This is a genomic window from Acinetobacter sp. UBA5984, from assembly GCF_002429925.1.
Lineage (GTDB): Bacteria > Pseudomonadota > Gammaproteobacteria > Pseudomonadales > Moraxellaceae > Acinetobacter > Acinetobacter variabilis.
Map to the genome: position 1 here is coordinate 1 of NZ_DJBE01000052.1, position 17,531 is coordinate 17,531.

The window sequence follows — 17,531 nt, forward strand, 5'->3', positions numbered from 1 at the left end:
AATCTATTTCAGGACAAGACAATCAAGATTTAATCAGGGGCATACAACCCCAGATCAACCAGATGTAATCTGAGAAGACGACGGAGTTCCAGTACAGCCTCAGGCGTTTCCTGAACAGAATGTCCACCTTTGATAATTTTATTGGAAGCCGCTCCTTCAAGATATGCACTCTGATAAGCAACGACATCATCAGTCATGATGTTTTCATCATCGCTATCTGTATTGTTGCCAATAATCGAGTGAAATTTGAATCCCGGTGCAGGATTGATATCTTTGGTCAGTGCCGTGAATTTTGATTTCTTACTAAGATCACTCGGCCCATTTTGAATCAGGTCACGACCAACTTCATGCAGAAAATCACTTAAGCCAATTTCACCTTGGACAGTGTCAGCAAATGCATCCAAAAAGGCACTCGGAACACGAATAATTTTACGTGCCAGTTTGGTATGCCAGCGATCTGCATAATCGGTGCCTTTATGCGGTGCTGCCAGGAAAATAGCGCGACTAAAATTCGGAACAGGCTGCATTTTTAAACGCGCTTTAAAGAGTGGATTATCCCGGAATTTGGTCAGCTTTGAATTTTTTACAATATTAAAAGCGGGCTCGGTAATATCTGCATCACTTACCAATAGACGAGCAATGACACCGCCCATACTGTGTCCGACGAGGACAGCTTCTTTTTTGGCTGGTGCATTATTGCTAATACGCGCGAAACCTTGTTGAAGCAGCGCATTAATCTGGAAACGGCTTTCCAGAATAGGCATGTTGGTTGAGTAGAAGACCTGCCACACCTGGAAATTTTCTCTTAAGACCGGATCACCCATAATATCATTCGTTAAACGAATCCAGGCTTCCGGGCTGCTGGCCAAACCATGAATCAGCACCAAAACCTTTTTATTTGGATTATAAGGTTCCAGCATAAACAGATGCGGCATGACCAGATTATCGTCACGATTGATCAGTGTTAGATAAGCTGCGCGTCCCAGATTGTTTTCTGCCAGCCATAGCCCATAAGGCGCTGAAAAGTTTGCCGCTAAAGCATATTCCTTATTAGCAACTTCAATCTTGTCATATTTATACGGGTCATAAAGTTTTAAATGGAAGTTGCTGTTATTTAGGATCTGTTCTACAGAGTTCGCTGATTCTGGAATGGCAGTAATTGTGGTTGCCAGATAACGTGCTGAATGAATAAAAGGATTTACGCCATTTTGATATTGGTAATGTAGTGGATCAACCAGATATTTTTTATCTTTTTTGGAAATTTTTTCTTCCGGCAAAACCACCAGAAACTCAGAGCCGAAACCGTCACGACGGGTAATCGAGCGCAGACCAGAGAAGTTCATATTATAGGTCGACATTAACTGTTCAATCGACTGATTCTTGAGCTGGGGGAAATTGTCCAGATTAATGGTATAGACACTGTTGCCAACCTGTAGACGTTGTCCGGCTTCTTTGGTTTTATAACGTTCCGCGTAGATCTGGATTAAATGAGCAATCGCCAGGTTATAAAAGTCACGAATCTGAACTTGTCGGTTGTCGAAAATCCGGTCTTGTGGCGCACGTTCGGTCTGGAACAGATAGGCATAACTGTAGCGGATACTTTTATCCAGCATTTGTAACTGCTGTTCCTGACATTTTTGCAGGTTCTGGGTTTGCAGTTGCTGTTTTTCTTCAGATCGGGTTTTAGCCAGAGCACTGGTTTTACATTCAGCCGATTTACCCAGCTGTAGTGATTTAGCTAGATATAATTCACTTGATGTTGAAAGTAATTGCTCATCCAGAATCTGTGGAATTTCTTGTAGCTCTTTCACACATTCTTCTGGATTATTTTCACAGACTTGTGCTTCACGTCCGGTCATGGACAGGACATTCAGACTGGCTTCACTCAACTTATCGCGTGTAAGAATGCTATCGCGTTCATTATTGATGGTGACATTAATAGCCTGCTCTTTAACACTCACCACCTGACAGCCACTCAATATAGCTGTCATGAGTACAGTGCAAAGTAATGCTATCTTATTTATTTTCTCGTGCATAAAGACTTTGAACACTCATTTAAAATTATAAAGCTTGATAATGCTTTGTATTTTACTAATTTTTTCCCATAAAAATAGACCGCCGGAGCGGTCTATTTGTAATATTATGAATCTGAAATATAGCTTATCGTGCTGGTGTAGGCGCCGAGGTTGTTGGTGCAGGAGCGGCTGTTTGCATGACTTGCCATACGTTCCAGCGACCCTGTTTTTCAATTTCCTGAATCAGACGATCAGCGACTTCAGCTTCTTGAGGATATTTAATTTTGTAATTATTCAGAACCTGAACAGCATTCTTTTTATTCTCCATGGCAATGTAGTTATTTGCCGCAGATAAATAAGCTTCCTGAACACCCGCCTGCATTGCCTTGTCCAAATACTGAATCGCTTCACGATGACCGCCACCTTCAGACAGACCAAAGCCAAACCAGAAGTTTGCTTCAGCATCATCCTGGTTGATACGAAGAATGCGCTGTGCATAGGTCATTGACTTGGTGGTATAGATAGAACCTAAATCAAGATTACGTGCCATCACGCTGGCCTTAAATGCACGCATTAATACATCAAATGAAGCATTTGGACGTGAAGCTAAAGTATCCAGTTGTTGAGAAACTTCGCGAAGCTTTGCTTCAAAACCACGGCGTTCCTGACGGTCGCTAAAACGAGGTGGATAATGACGCGCTTTACCTTCTACCATCTGCAAGAAATCATCGATTTCGGTAATGTCGATTTCATTTTCATTGGCAAGTGCTGCATAACGCATACTGCGTGTATTGCTATCCACCATCGGGATAATCAGCTTGTTTACATCTAGGGTTAACTGTTTAGACGGATCTTTAGGATCAGTCACCACCATTTTTGTCACTGGCTGCGCAGCGGCCTTTTGCAAATGAACTTCAAATGGAGGTGGTTCGTTATAGTTAAACGGGTTTAAAGCATAAAATGGCGGAGTAATTTCAGGTTCAACAAAAACTACCTGATCAGCTGGTTTCTGTTCTTGTTTGCTTGATGTCGGTGCCATAGAGCACGCCGTCATGGTAAAAGCTAAGCAAGAAATTGCTAAGGGCTTCAAGGTCATAATATCCGTCCATTTATGTTATTTTTTAAAACATCTATTCAAAAAAATGCATGATCGTCAGTCTATGAAAAGTGCTGCGATCATGCAAGCAAATGCGTGTTACAAAAGAATTACGATTTACAGTCAGGCCTTGGACTGACTGGTTTGTGCTTCGCACTCACGGCGCGCATCTTCCAGAATTTTAAGTTCTTCTTTGCTAAATGGCTGTTCATTTAACTGGTTTTTCTTGAAAGTCGGGTCAAGCAAAGACAGGCGGTTGCACAGCGTATTCATGCGTTTTTCATTTTGTTGAATACGGTCAAGTAGAACACGCATGCCTTCAATAATCGGATCAGACTGGTCTTGTGTGGTTGCATATGGCTGGAAGCCAATACTTTCGGCATAATCACGACGACGTGCTTCAGCATCATCTTTTGGCTGATCTTTGGTGATAAAGCGCGCTGGGTTGCCAACCGCTGTGGTATTCGGCGGAACTGCTTTGGTAACCACAGCATTGGAACCGACCTTGGCATTTTTACCTACCGTGAATGGACCCAGGATTTTGGCACCTGCACCAACAACAACGCCATCTTCCAGAGTCGGGTGACGTTTGCCTTTATTCCAGGTTGTACCACCTAAAGTCACACCATGATACAGGGTGACATCATCGCCAATTTCCGCAGTTTCACCAATCACAACGCCCATGCCGTGATCAATGAAAAAACGTTTACCAATCTTGGCGCCCGGATGAATTTCGATACCTGTTGTAAAACGGCTAAAAGAGGACAAAACACGCGCTGTACCTTTACAGTCTTTTTTCCATAGCTCATGTGCCATGCGATGCATAATTAGTGCATGGATGCCAGGGTAGGTGGTTAAGACTTCTAAGGTATTGCGTGCTGCAGGATCGCGCGCAAAGACAGCTTGGATATCTTCTTTGAGCTGTTTTAGCATTAGTTTTGATCCTCATCCTGTTGTGATGTATGGGAAGATTTTTTCCAGGTGCCGTTATTCAGTGCCTGAACACGAGTGAAAATACCACGAAGTAAGTGATATTCCATACGATCTAATTGTATACGTCCGAAAAGGCGACGCAAGCGTAAAGGAAGTAATCGTGGGTTTTTTGGGTCCATAAATTCAATTTCTGCCAGCATTTTTTCCAGATGCGGGTAGAACTGTTCCATCTGTTCATGGGTCACCAGCGGTTCATCCCACTCCATTTCAATGCCATCAATGACTTGCATGGTGGCTTTTGGATCACGTGGGTGTTCAACCTGATCCAGTGCAGCCATACGTAACTCATAGCAGATCACCTGAATGGCTTGAGCGACATTCAATACGCCGTAATCCGTATTCACAGGAATAGTTAAGTGATAATTCGCCATCGCCAGTTCTTCATTGGTCAGACCACGGTCTTCACGGCCAAACAGAATCGCAATTTCCTGTTTTTCTTGCACCACAGCAGAAAGTGCTTTTTCTGCCGCTGGACGGACATCTAGTAAAGGCCATGGAATAGTGCGACTACGCGCACTGGTACCAAAGACGATCTGGCAATCTTTAATGGCTTCTTCTAGCGTTTCTACGATTTCAATCTGTTCGATCAGATCGGTTGCACCTGCAGCCAGCGCATCAATATCTGGATGCGGGTAGGTTTTTGGTGCAACCAAGACCAGTTTGCACAGGCCCATGGTTTTCATGGCACGTAAGGCACTACCAATATTGGCAGGCAGGGTGGTATTAACCATGACAATACGCACATGGGAGAGATGTGCTGAAACAGCAGCATTGTCAATTTGACTCATGATGATTCCAGTTTGGATATATTAAAATGGGAGATTTATGAATACTGCAGCTGAGATTCAGCTTCATATTGTGCCAAGGCATCGTCCATGCTCATGTCAGCAGGCGGAGGCGGAACCTCAACTGGCTTAGCTTCTTCATAAGATACAGCACGTGCAGCTTTAGACTTCACCTGATACTCGATATAGAGCGCGGTCTTGCCAAAATAGTCACGCAGCTTGGCGAGAAGATCATCCAGTGGTGCAACTTTCCAGCTTAAGCCCAGATGCAGTTCAGCTGTGGCATAGCCATAATCCAGATACAGAATCACTGGAATATGCGTGCTCATATCCACATTGGTATATGGCATCAGAATTTGCTGCAAGTCACGGCTGAGGGTTTTGCTGTAATGTTCAGCTTGCAAGGTAATCTTGATGCTGTTAGCACGTTTCTGACGGATTTCATTCAGGCTAAAGGCTTTGGTCAAACGACCGAGTGGGCGATCAAAACCTTCACGCTCGTAAATTTCACCTTCAATCACCACGACTTTATCAACCTGAACGATGTCTTTAAAGCGCTGGAAGCGTTCATGGTTGGTGGAGATTTCGATACGTGCCGTACCATCATCTAATGTCACCATCATCCGGTTCGGGAAGTTAGCGACATCGACTACCAGACCAGCAAACACAGTCGTTACACCACGGCGGGTCGGGGTTAATTCATTGATCTGACAAGGTACGAATGCTTTTAGCTCATTACGATATACATCAATTGGGTGACCCGTTAGATATAGGCCGAGTGTATCTTTTTCACCTTTGAGACGGACTTCATCAGACCAAGGTTTCACCGGTTTGGCCGGTTTACGCTGAACTTCTTCAACTTCACCAAATAGATCCATGATCCCGGTTTCACGGTTCTGACGGGCCTGATCTGCAGCCTGTACTGCTTCAGGAAGCTGTGCCATTAAATCAGCGCGTTCAATGCCCAAGCAATCCAGTGCACCAGCACGGATCAAGGCTTCGAGCGTACGTTTATTGATTTTTTTCAGGTCGATACGGTGACAGAAGTCAAACAGGTCTTTATAAGGACCTTCTTTCTGACGTGATTCAATCACTGACTGCATTGCCGCTTCACCCACGCCTTTAATCGCACCTAAACCATACACAATAGTTTTTGGATCACTGGCATGGAACTGGTAAATCGACATATTCACCGATGGTGGTAATACTTCCAGTCCGTTATGACGGCAATCATCAATCAGGAACACCACGTTATCAGTGTTCTGCATTTCCGAGGTCATCACCGCTGACATGAATTCAGCAGGATAATGCGCTTTCAACCAAGCTGTTTGATAGGCGACAAGTGCATAGGCTGCAGCATGCGATTTGTTAAAGCCATAGCCTGCGAATTTTTCCATATAGTCGAAGATATGGTTCGCCGTTGCTTCATCGATATCTTTTTTCGCAGCACCTTCAATGAAGATCTTACGCTGCTTGATCATTTCTTCAGGTTTTTTCTTACCCATCGCACGACGAAGTAAGTCCGCACCACCCAAGCTATAGCCGGCACAGAACTGTGCCGACTGCATTACCTGTTCTTGGTAGACCATGATCCCGTAAGTCGGCTCTAATACCTTTTCCAGTAATGGATGCAGGTATTCAAACTCGCCACCATGCATACGATGGATAAAGTCAGGAATCAGATCCATTGGACCCGGACGATATAACGATACGAAGGCGATAATTTCTTCGAACTTGCTTGGACGCGCCTCCTTGAGCATCTTCTTCATGCCGACGGATTCAAACTGGAATACCGCGGTGGTATTCGCCGTCGCGAAGATGTTATAGGCTGGCTTGTCATCCAGCGGAATATAGGAAATATTCACCGGTTCGGTCACGTCTGGGCGTGCATTGATGTGCTTGATGGCATCTTCAATAACGGTCAGGTTACGTAGACCTAAGAAGTCGAATTTCACTAGACCGGCAGCTTCGACATCGTCCTTATCGAACTGGGCAACGCGTGCAGTACCATCAGCATCACACATCACGGCCGAATAGTCGGTCAGCTTGGTAGGGGCAATGACTACACCACCGGCATGTTTACCGGTATTACGAGTAATGCCTTCCAGTTTCAATGCCATTTCCCAGATTTCCGAAGCATCGTCATAATCTGGATTCGATGGATTGGTGACGATATCTTTCAGTTGAGGTTCAGCTTCCAATGATTCTTCCAGGCTTAAACCCAAAGGCTTGGTGGGAATCAGTTTGGAAATACGATCAGCCAGACCATAAGATTTACCGAGGACACGGGCTACATCTCGAATCGCACCTTTCGCTGCCATGGTACCGAAAGTCGCAATTTGCGATACCGCATCACGACCATAAGTCTGTGCCACATAGTCAATTACGCGGTCACGACCAGCGATACAGAAATCGACGTCAAAGTCGGGCATCGAAACACGTTCCGGGTTCAAGAAACGTTCGAACAGCAGGTCATAGCGCAGAGGATCAAGATCGGTAATTTTCAAACTATAGGCTACGAGGGAACCCGCACCTGAACCACGGCCCGGACCTACCGGTACGCCATTTCCTTTGGACCATTGAATGAAGTCCATGACGATCAAGAAGTACCCTGGGAAGCCCATATCCAGAATAATCTTGATCTCAAAGGCCAGACGTTCATCATAAGGCTGACGGATTATAGGCCAATCTTCTTCACGTTTTTCTGGTGGGTACAGGAAGTTCAGGCGTTCTTCTAAACCTTCTTCACATAAATGTGCGAAGTAGGTGTCAATAGTATGGCCTTCAGGAATTGGATAATCTGGTAGATCGTTGAAACCTAAACGTAGGGTGACATTACAACGTTTTGCGATATGGAAGGTGTTTTCAATCGCGGTTGGAATATCGCTAAACAGTTCCGCCATTTCTATTGAGCTTTTAAAATATTGCTCAGGGCTATAGGTTTTAGGACGGCGATTATCACCAAGCACATAACCATCTGCGATACAGACACGCGCTTCATGTGCTTCAAAGTCTTCGCGTGCAATAAAATGCACATCATTATGTGCAACTACACCAATATTATATTTCTTTGCGAGCTTTACCGCTTCTTCAATGAAAGTATCTTCATTAGCACGGCCAGTGCGGGTGAGGGCGAGATAAACACGATTTCCAAATTTCTCTACCCATTCTTGCAGTAGCGGTTCAGCTTTATCGGGATTTGAAGTAATCAGCATTTTGCCGACATCGGACTGCATACCGAGCAATACGATCATGTCATCGTGCTGATTCAAGATCCAATCTTTTTGTACGCAAGGAATATCCAGTTGCTGGCCGCTGATATAACCTTCAGACACCAGTTCGGTCAGGTTGCGCCAGCCTTTGTTGGTCATGGAAAGCAGGGTAACCCGATGCTCAGCATCATTCAGACGAATTTCAGAGCCAAGAATCGGTTTGATGCCTTTATCCAAACATTTTTTATAGAATTTAACAGCAGCATGTAGATTGGATAAATCAGTCAGCGCGAGTGCTGGCATCTCGTCATTCGCAGCAGCTTTGACCAAGTCAGGTATACGTACGATGGATTCAGTAATCGAAAATTCTGTATGAATACCAAGATGAACAAAGTGCATAAATGAGTCCCTGCAAAAACCACTCGATAGTTTAGCACGGGATTTATTGTTTCAGTTTGAAATTGAGGGGAAATGGTGAACTTTTAGATCTTAATTTAAAGTGGGCTTTGGAGTGATTATTCTACTTAAACAAGGATAATTTCCCGGAAATTAAATCTATAGCCCAGCGACATGGATGTCGCTAGTTGATCTGTGGCAAAAGGAAGTGCCATCAGATCAACAAAGGGGTTTTGTCTTGCGAAGCTATGCTTCTCATGCCCCGTCAAAAGTAAGAGGAAACTTTTAAAGGTAAGGTTGGTTATCCTAAGATCAAAAGCAAAATAATATTTAGTAATAATTTTAATAGACAGCTCATAAATTCAGAAGAATTGAAATTTCAAAAATAAATGATTTCTATAATTCATGAGCGAGTACACTAAATCTCTTACTTTACTTTTGAAAGATGAGCAGCACTGCTGTGCAAGGTAACAAAAATCTTCTGTTAGCTTGTTGATATGTCCTGAGTAAGCTTTAAGCACTGCTTTAAAGTGAACGTAAGATAAGCCAACGGGCGACATCCATGTCGCCAACCTCGATAGTTAATAGATTTATTATGGTGTTATAGATTTTTATACAAGAATAAAACCTTCAAAAAGAGGGCTTTATTTACTTAGGAATTTAGCTTAACGAAGTCGAGATAACCAGTCACCGACACTTTGTACAATCTGCACCAGAATCAACAAGACAATTACAGTCATGATCACGACAGAGGTATCAAAACGCTGATAACCATAAGAGATCGCTAAGTCACCAATACCACCAGCACCAACTGCTCCAGCCATCGCTGTTGCACCAATCAGACTGATGGTTGCAGTAGTGAGGTTAAGAATGAGTGAGCTACGCGCTTCCGGCAGAATAAACTTAAAGATAATCTGCATTGGTGTTGCACCCATCGCCTGAGCAGATTCGATAATGCCTTCATTCACTTCCAGCAGAGAGGTTTCTACCAGACGGCCGATATAAGGACCGACATAAATAGTTAGAGGTACAATCGCTGCCCAAGTACCAATTGATGTTCCGACCAAAAACTTGGTTAGTGGAATCACCGCAATTAGCAAAATAATAAATGGCAGGGAACGCAGTGCATTCACAATCGGGTTTAGAGCATGGTAAATCACACGGTTTGGCAGAATCCCGTTTGGACGAGTGACGAGTAAAATGATCGCCTGAATGAAGCCCCAGATACAGCCAAACAACATCGCAAAGAACACCATATGGAAGGTTTCTTGCAGTGCTGTAACAAACTGATCCATCGATAGCGAGCTTTTCCAGAATGGCGCAGTAATAGTGGTCAACCACTGTACAATTAAGTCTCTCATTCTTGTACTCCTGCCTGATCTACTTGTACGCCGTTATCTCTCAGATATTGCATCGCTGCTGTGATTTGCGCTGGATCGCCTAAGAGCTGAATAAACATCTGGCCAATCACTGACCCATTAATTTCTGTCATATTGGCAAACAGGATATTCAAGCTGATATCAAACTGTTTGATCACACCCTGAATCACGGTTTCCTGCGCTGAGCTGCCCAGGAATTTTAAACAATAAATACTGTGATGATTCTGATTTTCCAGATTCGCCAGAATATTTACTGGCAAGTTCTGCTGGAGTACAGTTTGAATGAAGTTTTTCGTCGTTGGATGCTGCGGCTGACTAAAGATCTGCAGGGTAGAACCGGTCTCAATCACATCACCTTTTTCCATGACTGCAACATAATCACACACAGTTTCGATCACATCCATTTCATGGGTGACCATGACAATGGTAATGCCTTGTTCCTGATTAATACGTTTCAGAAGTTGCAGTACAGACTTGGTGGTTTGCGGATCAAGAGCAGAAGTCGCTTCGTCACAGAGCAAAATTTTTGGATGATTCGCTAGGGCACGAGCGATACCAACACGCTGTTTCTGACCACCAGACAGTTCATCCGGGAAAGCATGACGCTTATGTTTTAAATCAATAAAATCCAGCAGTTCTTCGAGACGTTTTTCCCGTTCAGCTTTACTCCAGCCAAGCAATTTCATTGGCATTTCGATATTGGCAGCCACTGTTTTAGTCTGCATTAAGTTAAAATGCTGGAAAATCATGCCGATCTGGGTACGTTCCTGACGCAATGATTTGGCATCCAAAGCAGTAAAGTCCGTGCCATTGATAATCACCTGACCAGAAGTAGGGCGTTCAAGCAGATTAATTAGGCGGATCAGGGTACTTTTACCGGCACCACTATAGCCAATAATGCCAAAGATACTGCCGGTTGGAATCTGTAAATTAATCCGATTCAAGGCACGTAAGGTTTGACCCTTGAGCTCATACTGTTTGGAGATGTCTTTAAATTCAATCATAGTGTCAAATACTGCATCACGAATAAAAAAACAGGCAAGAAATCTTGCCTGTTCTGAATATTGATTATTGTATTACTTTTCTTCGGTTAAATAAGTCACTGGTTTATTTACAGCAACTTTAGTACCACCGAAGTGTTCATCAACATAGGCTTTCACAGCAGGAGTATGATACAACTGGCCAACTTTTTGAAGTACAGGATCATTTTGACGGTCAGCAGCGACAGCTAAAATGTTAACATTCATTTTAGTACTTTGATCAATCGCTTCGTAATAGATCGCATCTTTCAATACGTTCAGACCACCTTCCATTGCCAAAGTATTACCTAGAACAATCGCATCTACTTCATCTTTCACACGGACTGCAGTCGCCATTTGAATTGGCTTGATGACAATCTGTTTCGCATTTTCAGTGATGTCAGCAGGCGTACCTTTTACCAGGTCAAAGTTTGGTTTAAGTTTTACCAGACCCGCAGATTGTAAAAGTAACAATGCACGTGATTCATTCGCGCCATCGTTAGGAATAGCAATTGTCGCACCTTGCTTAAACTCTTCAACTTTTTTCACTTTGCTTGAGTAAATCCCCATTGGCTCAAGATAAGTCGTAGAAAGTGGAGCGATCTTTTGAGTATTGGCGTCGTTATAAGCCACCATATAGGCATAAGATTGGAATGCGTTAACATCAATTTCTTTGTTGGCAACCGCAGTGTTCATCGCAACATAATCAGTGAAGTTTTTCACATCAAGTTTGATGCCGGCTTGTTTAGTTTCAGGCAAAGTTGAAATGTAGCGCCATACGTCAGCATCTGAACCAGTGGATGCCATAGTAACTGTTTGAAGTTCACCTGAGTCTTTGTTTTGTGCTGCGTCCGTTGCAGGCGCTTCTTGTTTTCCGCATGCAGTTAGTGTTAATACAGATGCACTGAGTAAAACGCCAAGTAGCTTTTTCATAAAGATGTCCTAATTCTCGTGTTGCCTAAAGTATATGCATTTTAAGGTCATGTTAAAGTGGAGTTTTATTACACTTTCATCTGACCCTAGATCGATGTCGCATGTGGCTCCGGCAGGGAAAATGCAAATGTACTGCAACAGTTCACGTTAATTCGATCGGGTCAGAGTTCACCAAACCACTATATCGGTTTTCTATTTGGAGAGAGTAAATAGAGATTTTATAAAAGATATAGTCAAATTTGGTACTCTGAATGGGCGCAATCATAGCAATTATTATTTATTCGATATAGTGAATAAAAAGTGGTTGCTTATCTGATTAAATGAATAGTAGTTTTGAAAAAAATATTAGTAATTACAATATATTATTTTTACTTTAATTGATTTTAATATTATATTTGATTAAATAGTGAGCTTTATAATATTTTTGCTGATATTAAGCATAAAAATGCATATAGATAAACATAAAAAAATATCTGATTCTTGGGAAATTAAGAAAATTCTATCTTAACGAGATAAATCTTTCCTTCATGTTCAATAGGCGATGCAGGATCTGATCTTGGTTTTCTTAGTTCATGACTGCAAGAATGTTTTAACAGAAGGGAATATGCATATAATCCGAACGCTGTTTTTCATAGAGTACGTGTCTACACAAGGTATGATCGGCAGGAACAAGCGGATGATCAAATTCTCCTACCTTTTCTAAGCCAATGCTTTGCATGACACGTTCTGATGGCGTATTCATACATGCTGTAAATGAAATGACTTTGTCTAATCTTAGATTTCTAAAGGCATATTTAAGAACTGCTTTTGCGCCTTCGGTCGCATAGCCTTGATGCCAATATTGAGGTAATAATCGCCAACCAATTTCAGGGGCATCGGCTAGTTCAAACTCAGGCGGATGAACGTGTAAACCTATAAAGCCAATAAATTCGCCAGTCGCTTTGAGTTCTACAGCAAATAAGCCCCAACCACGTTTTTCAATGTCTGAGCGGATACGTTCTAGAAAGGCTGTTGCTTCTGTTGCGTCGAGCTTTTTAGGAAAATATCGCATAACTTCGTCATTTGCACACATTTGGATAAATGGGGCAGTGTCGGAGTCTTGCCATTGGCGAAAGATTAGGCGAGGGGTTTTAATTTTAATATTCATAGAAAATTTAATTCTAAAAAGTAGATAGCTCGTCTATATTATAAAATTACACGATTAAAAATATTTTTTTTATTGAGATTTATATGCCAAAACAGCAATTAGGGATTGCAGAAATTTTAAAAAAATTAAATGAATATGATTTGATATCAAATGACCATGCAATCTTTTTTAGGGGGCATTCAAATAAGAGCTATAAGCTTGAACCGTATATTTACCGTAATGACATCATAAAAAATGAGCATATTATTTTTAAAGAACTGTTGCTTAGATGCCCACAGGATTTTGAACATTGCAAGACTACATTTGAATTTCTAGTCAAAATGCAACATTACTCATTGCCTACGAGATTATTAGATATAACAACAAACCCATTAATTGCTTTATATTTTGCATGTCAATCTAAGTCAAAAATGATGCTGAGCTTATCATTTTTAAAGTACCAAAATCATCGATCAAATATTACGATAGTGACACAGTGAGTATTTTATCTAATCTAAGTCGCATCCCATGTAATTTTCAGATACCTAAAAGTATAGATACCAGTTTATTTTTTCTTGACGATGGCTTTGATGAAATGTGTGAGGAATTTAATACTCAGCAATCAATTAAAAAATTAGTCTATGAAATACAAAGCGAAAAACCTCATTTCGAGCCACGTATAGAACCAGATGTTCTTTCTAGTGTTTTATGTGTTAAGCCTAGAATGGATAATCAACGTGTGATTAGACAAGATAGTGCATTTTTCTTATTTGGTATTGATAATTTTAAGAAAGATAAACCAGCAAAATTAAGTGATAGTCTAATTTTGACAAAAGATAAAAAAATTATTATTCCTCATAGTGATAAAGCAAGAATTATTGGACAGCTTGAAATTTTAGGTATTACTGAAGCTACAATTTTTCCTGAAATTGAAAAAGTAGCTACATATATTAAGCGTATATACAGCAAATAATAAAAACCCCGCATTCAGCGGGGTTTTTATTTAATCTAAATATAGATTAAGCATTTTCACGCGCAATTGCACGGTAACCAATATCTTTACGGTATTGAACGCCGTCGAATGTTACTTTTTCACAAAGCTCTAATGCTTTCGCTTGTGCTTCACCAATGGTATTACCCAAAGCAGTCACACAAAGTACACGACCGCCAGCAGTGACAATATCACCATTTTCATTGGCTTTGGTGCCTGCATGGAATACTTTGGCATCAGTCATCTCAGTATCTAGACCTGAAATCACATCGCCATTGCTTGAAGTTTCAGGGTAGCCTTTAGATGCTAAAACGATACCCACAGTTTTACGCTCATCCCACTCTGCTTCCGCAGGTAAGTTACCCGCAATACCAGCTTCAACCAAATCAACTAAAGATGATTTTAAACGCATCATGATCGGTTGAGTTTCAGGGTCGCCAAAACGACAGTTAAACTCGATCACTTTTGGTTGACCTTTGTCGTCAATCATCAAGCCTGCGTATAAGAAACCTGTATAAACGTGACCGTCTTTTTTCATACCTTCAACGGTAGGACGCATCACTTCATTCATGGTTTTTTCAAAAACGTCAGCTGTTACAACAGGCGCAGGAGAGTAAGCACCCATACCGCCAGTATTTGGACCTTGGTCGCCTTCAAAAATACGTTTATGATCTTGAGATGTCGCCATTGGCAGGATGTTGTCACCATCAATCATACAAATGAAAGAGGCTTCTTCACCAGCAAGGAATTCTTCAATGACTACGCGAGAACCGGCATCGCCAAATTTGTTGCCAGCCAGCATGTCATCAATCGCATCAAATGCTTCTTGATTGGTCATGGCAACAATTACACCTTTACCTGCTGCAAGACCATCCGCTTTGATCACGATTGGTGCACCATTTTTCTCTACAAAGGCTTTCGCTGCATCTACTTCGGTAAATACATCGTAGAAAGCTGTTGGAATGTTATGGCGTTTTAAGAAGTGCTTAGCGAATGCTTTAGAGCCTTCCAGCTGAGCAGCAAATTGAGTTGGACCCCAAATTTTCACGCCTGCTTCGCGACAAGCATCAACCACACCATTCACAAGCGGTGCTTCAGGACCCACAATAATCATTTCAACTGCATTATTTTTCGCAAAATCAATGATGGCAGGATTGTCGAGAATGTCCAAAGCGACATTTTCACATTTATTTTCAGTTGCGGTGCCTGCATTGCCCGGTGCAACAAATACTTTTGCCACTTGATCGTCTTGTGCGATTTTCCATGCAAGCGCATGTTCACGGCCGCCACTACCTAAAACTAAAATGTTCATCTTTAGAAAATTCCCTCGAAAATGAAATTCCACAAACCCAATGAGGTTTAAAAATCTTTTAACATCTTATAGCAAGATATTAAATAATCTACTGATGTAACAAACCCTCCTTACGAAAAGGAGGGTCTGGAATTTAATACTTAAAAATTAGTGGCGGAAATGACGCATGCCAGTGAATACCATTGCAATACCAGCTTCATCCGCTGCAGCAATTGTTTCTTCGTCACGCATTGAACCACCTGGTTGGATAATGCATTTGATGCCGGCTTTAGCCGCGTTGTCGATACCGTCACGGAATGGGAAAAAGGCATCAGATGCCATAACTGCACCTTCAACCACTAAACCAGCGTGTTCAGCTTTGATCGCAGCAATACGAGCTGAGTTTACACGGCTCATTTGACCTGCGCCCACACCAATAGTTTGACGGTTTTTCGCATAAACAATCGCGTTTGATTTCACGTATTTCGCAACTTTCCAAGCAAAGATCATGTCATCGATTTCTTGTTCAGTTGGAGCACGCTTAGTCACTACTTTAAGGTCATCTTTCGTGATCATGCCCAAGTCTTGATCTTGAACCAGTAAACCACCGTTTACACGTTTGTAGTCAAGCTGTGGAGCACGTTCATTAATCGCTGGAAGTTCGCCACATACGAGTACACGTACGTTTTTCTTCGCGTCAGTCACTTCAAGTACGCCGTCAGCGATACTTGGTGCAATGATCACTTCAACGAATTGACGATCCACAATTGCTTGCGCAGTTGCAACGTCTAATTCACGGTTGAACGCAATGATGCCGCCAAATGCAGATTCTGGGTCAGTTGCATAAGCAAGATCATAAGCGGCTTTGATGCCGTCTAGAGATACTGCAACACCACATGGGTTCGCGTGTTTTACGATCACACAAGCAGGTTTCGCGAATGATTTAACGCATTCAAGTGCAGCATCAGTATCCGCGATGTTGTTATATGAGAGTTCTTTACCTTGTAACTGCTTAGCAGTCGCAACAGAAGCTTCTTTCGCAGCAGGGTCAACATAGAACGCAGCAGACTGGTGCGGGTTTTCACCGTAACGTAAGTCTTGAGCTTTGTTTAATTGAGTATTGAAAGTACGCGCAAATTTATCTGCCTGACCTTCTTCTTTACCTACGCGAGCGCCTAGGTAAGATGCGATCATACCGTCATATTGAGCAGTGTGTTCGAATGCTTTAACAGCAAGGTCAAAACGCGTTGCATAAGATAAAGCACCCTCAGCTTTAAGCTCAGCAATCACAGTCGTATAGTCAGCAGCATTTACCACGATACCAACAGATGCGTGGTTTTTCGCAGCAGCACGAACCATTGTTGGACCACCGATGTCGATATTTTCAATCGCATCAGCCAGTGAACAGTTTGGTTTCGCTACAGTTGCAGCAAATGGATACAGGTTAACAACGACAAGATCGATCGCATCGATGTTGTGTTCAGCCATCACAGCTTCGTCTAGACCACGACGAGCCAAAATGCCACCATGAATTTTCGGATGTAGTGTTTTTACACGGCCCTCCATCATCTCTGGGAAACCAGTGTGCTCCGAAACTTCTACTACAGCGACATTATTGTCTTTCAACAATTTGTATGTACCACCTGTAGATAAAATTTCTACCCCAAGAGCAGCAAGGTCTTGTGCAAATTCCACAATACCGGTTTTATCGGAAACAGAGATTAAAGCGCGTTTAATAGTCATGATCTTCGTCACAGTTACCAAGGAACAGATTAAATCTAAATAGCTAATTAACAGTCAAAAAAAAATGCCTGCGGTAGCCGCAAGCATTTTATCATTTATTCACTCATTAAACCGTGAGCTTTTAACTTTTTGCGTAAAGTACCGCGGTTTAGTCCGAGAATCTCGGCAGCGCGTGTCTGATTACCACGCGTATATTCTAGAACGACAGATAATAAAGGCTTCTCCATTTCTGCCAGCACCATGTCGTACACCTGAGAAGGTTGCTCGCCTTGCAGTTGTGCAAAGTAGTGGCGAACTGCGCGATCTACGTGAATACGAAGAGCGACATCAGATTGTGCAGTAAAAATAGGAGATTTGCTATTCATGCGAATTAATCCGAAAAATCAAATATCACTTGGGTAAAGCGATATATAAAAGTGGTCTAGAAATTGAAATGAACTCCATTTTAGATCCTAAAACTGGAGTTCTAAAACTTGGTCATTACATTGAGCTTGTAGCTTGCCACATCTCGACGATTTGGTCGAAAAATAAGCGTAACAATAGTTAAAGTTT

Annotated in this window: 14 protein-coding genes; 2 read left to right on the plus strand and 12 right to left on the minus strand. The window is 42.1% G+C overall.

The genetic code is table 11. The features are described 5' to 3' along the window. Window positions 1–29: 29 nt before the first annotated feature. The 9 genes from B3J29_RS07985 to B3J29_RS08025 all read right to left on the minus strand — a co-directional run bounded on the left by B3J29_RS07985 (window position 30) and on the right by B3J29_RS08025 (window position 12,975). On the minus strand, window positions 30–2,036 hold the full coding sequence (locus B3J29_RS07985) for an esterase/lipase family protein (protein ID WP_286964934.1): 2,007 nt from the start codon (window positions 2,034–2,036) through the stop codon (window positions 30–32). Between the two features lie 124 nt (window positions 2,037–2,160). Then, window positions 2,161–3,111 (minus strand): ABUW_2363 family tetratricopeptide repeat lipoprotein, encoded by a 951-nt coding sequence (locus B3J29_RS07990; protein ID WP_175967414.1) that lies wholly within the window; start codon window positions 3,109–3,111, stop codon window positions 2,161–2,163. A 123-nt stretch (window positions 3,112–3,234) separates the two neighbouring features. Continuing rightward, entirely contained in the window at window positions 3,235–4,044 is an 810-nt protein-coding gene (gene cysE / locus B3J29_RS07995) for a serine O-acetyltransferase (protein WP_175967416.1), read from the minus strand. Continuing rightward, window positions 4,044–4,892, minus strand: coding sequence for an RNA methyltransferase (locus tag B3J29_RS08000; RefSeq protein ID WP_034703830.1), 849 nt, complete (start codon window positions 4,890–4,892; stop codon window positions 4,044–4,046). The genes cysE and B3J29_RS08000 overlap by 1 nt, the downstream gene beginning before the upstream one ends. Before the next feature lie 35 nt (window positions 4,893–4,927). After that, complete coding sequence (gene dnaE, locus B3J29_RS08005; RefSeq protein ID WP_175967418.1) at window positions 4,928–8,500, minus strand: DNA polymerase III subunit alpha; 3,573 nt, start codon at window positions 8,498–8,500, stop codon at window positions 4,928–4,930. Between the two features lie 662 nt (window positions 8,501–9,162). Beyond that, entirely contained in the window at window positions 9,163–9,858 is a 696-nt protein-coding gene (locus B3J29_RS08010) for a methionine ABC transporter permease (RefSeq protein WP_004786199.1), read from the minus strand. Further along, window positions 9,855–10,880 carry a methionine ABC transporter ATP-binding protein gene (locus B3J29_RS08015; protein WP_034170305.1) on the minus strand — a complete coding sequence of 342 codons (1,026 nt, stop codon included), beginning with the start codon at window positions 10,878–10,880 and terminating at the stop codon, window positions 9,855–9,857. Before B3J29_RS08015 ends, B3J29_RS08010 begins: the two co-directional genes overlap by 4 nt. A gap of 72 nt (window positions 10,881–10,952) precedes the next feature. Beyond that, window positions 10,953–11,828 carry a MetQ/NlpA family ABC transporter substrate-binding protein gene (locus B3J29_RS08020; protein WP_005235248.1) on the minus strand — a complete coding sequence of 292 codons (876 nt, stop codon included), beginning with the start codon at window positions 11,826–11,828 and terminating at the stop codon, window positions 10,953–10,955. A 589-nt stretch (window positions 11,829–12,417) separates the two neighbouring features. Beyond that, a complete protein-coding gene (locus B3J29_RS08025; RefSeq protein WP_175967420.1) occupies window positions 12,418–12,975 on the minus strand; it encodes a GNAT family N-acetyltransferase in 558 nt (185 codons plus the stop codon). An 83-nt stretch (window positions 12,976–13,058) separates the two neighbouring features. On the opposite strand from B3J29_RS08025, the gene B3J29_RS08030 reads away from it, so the two are divergent. Continuing rightward, window positions 13,059–13,454 carry an FRG domain-containing protein gene (locus tag B3J29_RS08030; protein ID WP_286964940.1) on the plus strand — a complete coding sequence of 132 codons (396 nt, stop codon included), beginning with the start codon at window positions 13,059–13,061 and terminating at the stop codon, window positions 13,452–13,454. Next, window positions 13,451–13,927, plus strand: coding sequence for a hypothetical protein (locus B3J29_RS08035; RefSeq protein ID WP_286964943.1), 477 nt, complete (start codon window positions 13,451–13,453; stop codon window positions 13,925–13,927). Before B3J29_RS08030 ends, B3J29_RS08035 begins: the two co-directional genes overlap by 4 nt. Window positions 13,928–13,973: 46 nt before the next feature. Here the strand turns inward: B3J29_RS08035 and purD are convergent, their stop codons facing one another. The 3 genes from purD to fis form a co-directional block, all read right to left on the minus strand. Further along, window positions 13,974–15,257, minus strand: coding sequence for a phosphoribosylamine--glycine ligase (gene purD / locus B3J29_RS08040; protein WP_175967424.1), 1,284 nt, complete (start codon window positions 15,255–15,257; stop codon window positions 13,974–13,976). A 147-nt stretch (window positions 15,258–15,404) separates the two neighbouring features. Then, window positions 15,405–16,979 (minus strand): bifunctional phosphoribosylaminoimidazolecarboxamide formyltransferase/IMP cyclohydrolase, encoded by a 1,575-nt coding sequence (purH, locus tag B3J29_RS08045; protein WP_175967426.1) that lies wholly within the window; start codon window positions 16,977–16,979, stop codon window positions 15,405–15,407. A gap of 95 nt (window positions 16,980–17,074) precedes the next feature. After that, window positions 17,075–17,344 (minus strand): DNA-binding transcriptional regulator Fis, encoded by a 270-nt coding sequence (gene fis, locus B3J29_RS08050; protein WP_001086304.1) that lies wholly within the window; start codon window positions 17,342–17,344, stop codon window positions 17,075–17,077. Window positions 17,345–17,531 lie beyond the last annotated feature (187 nt).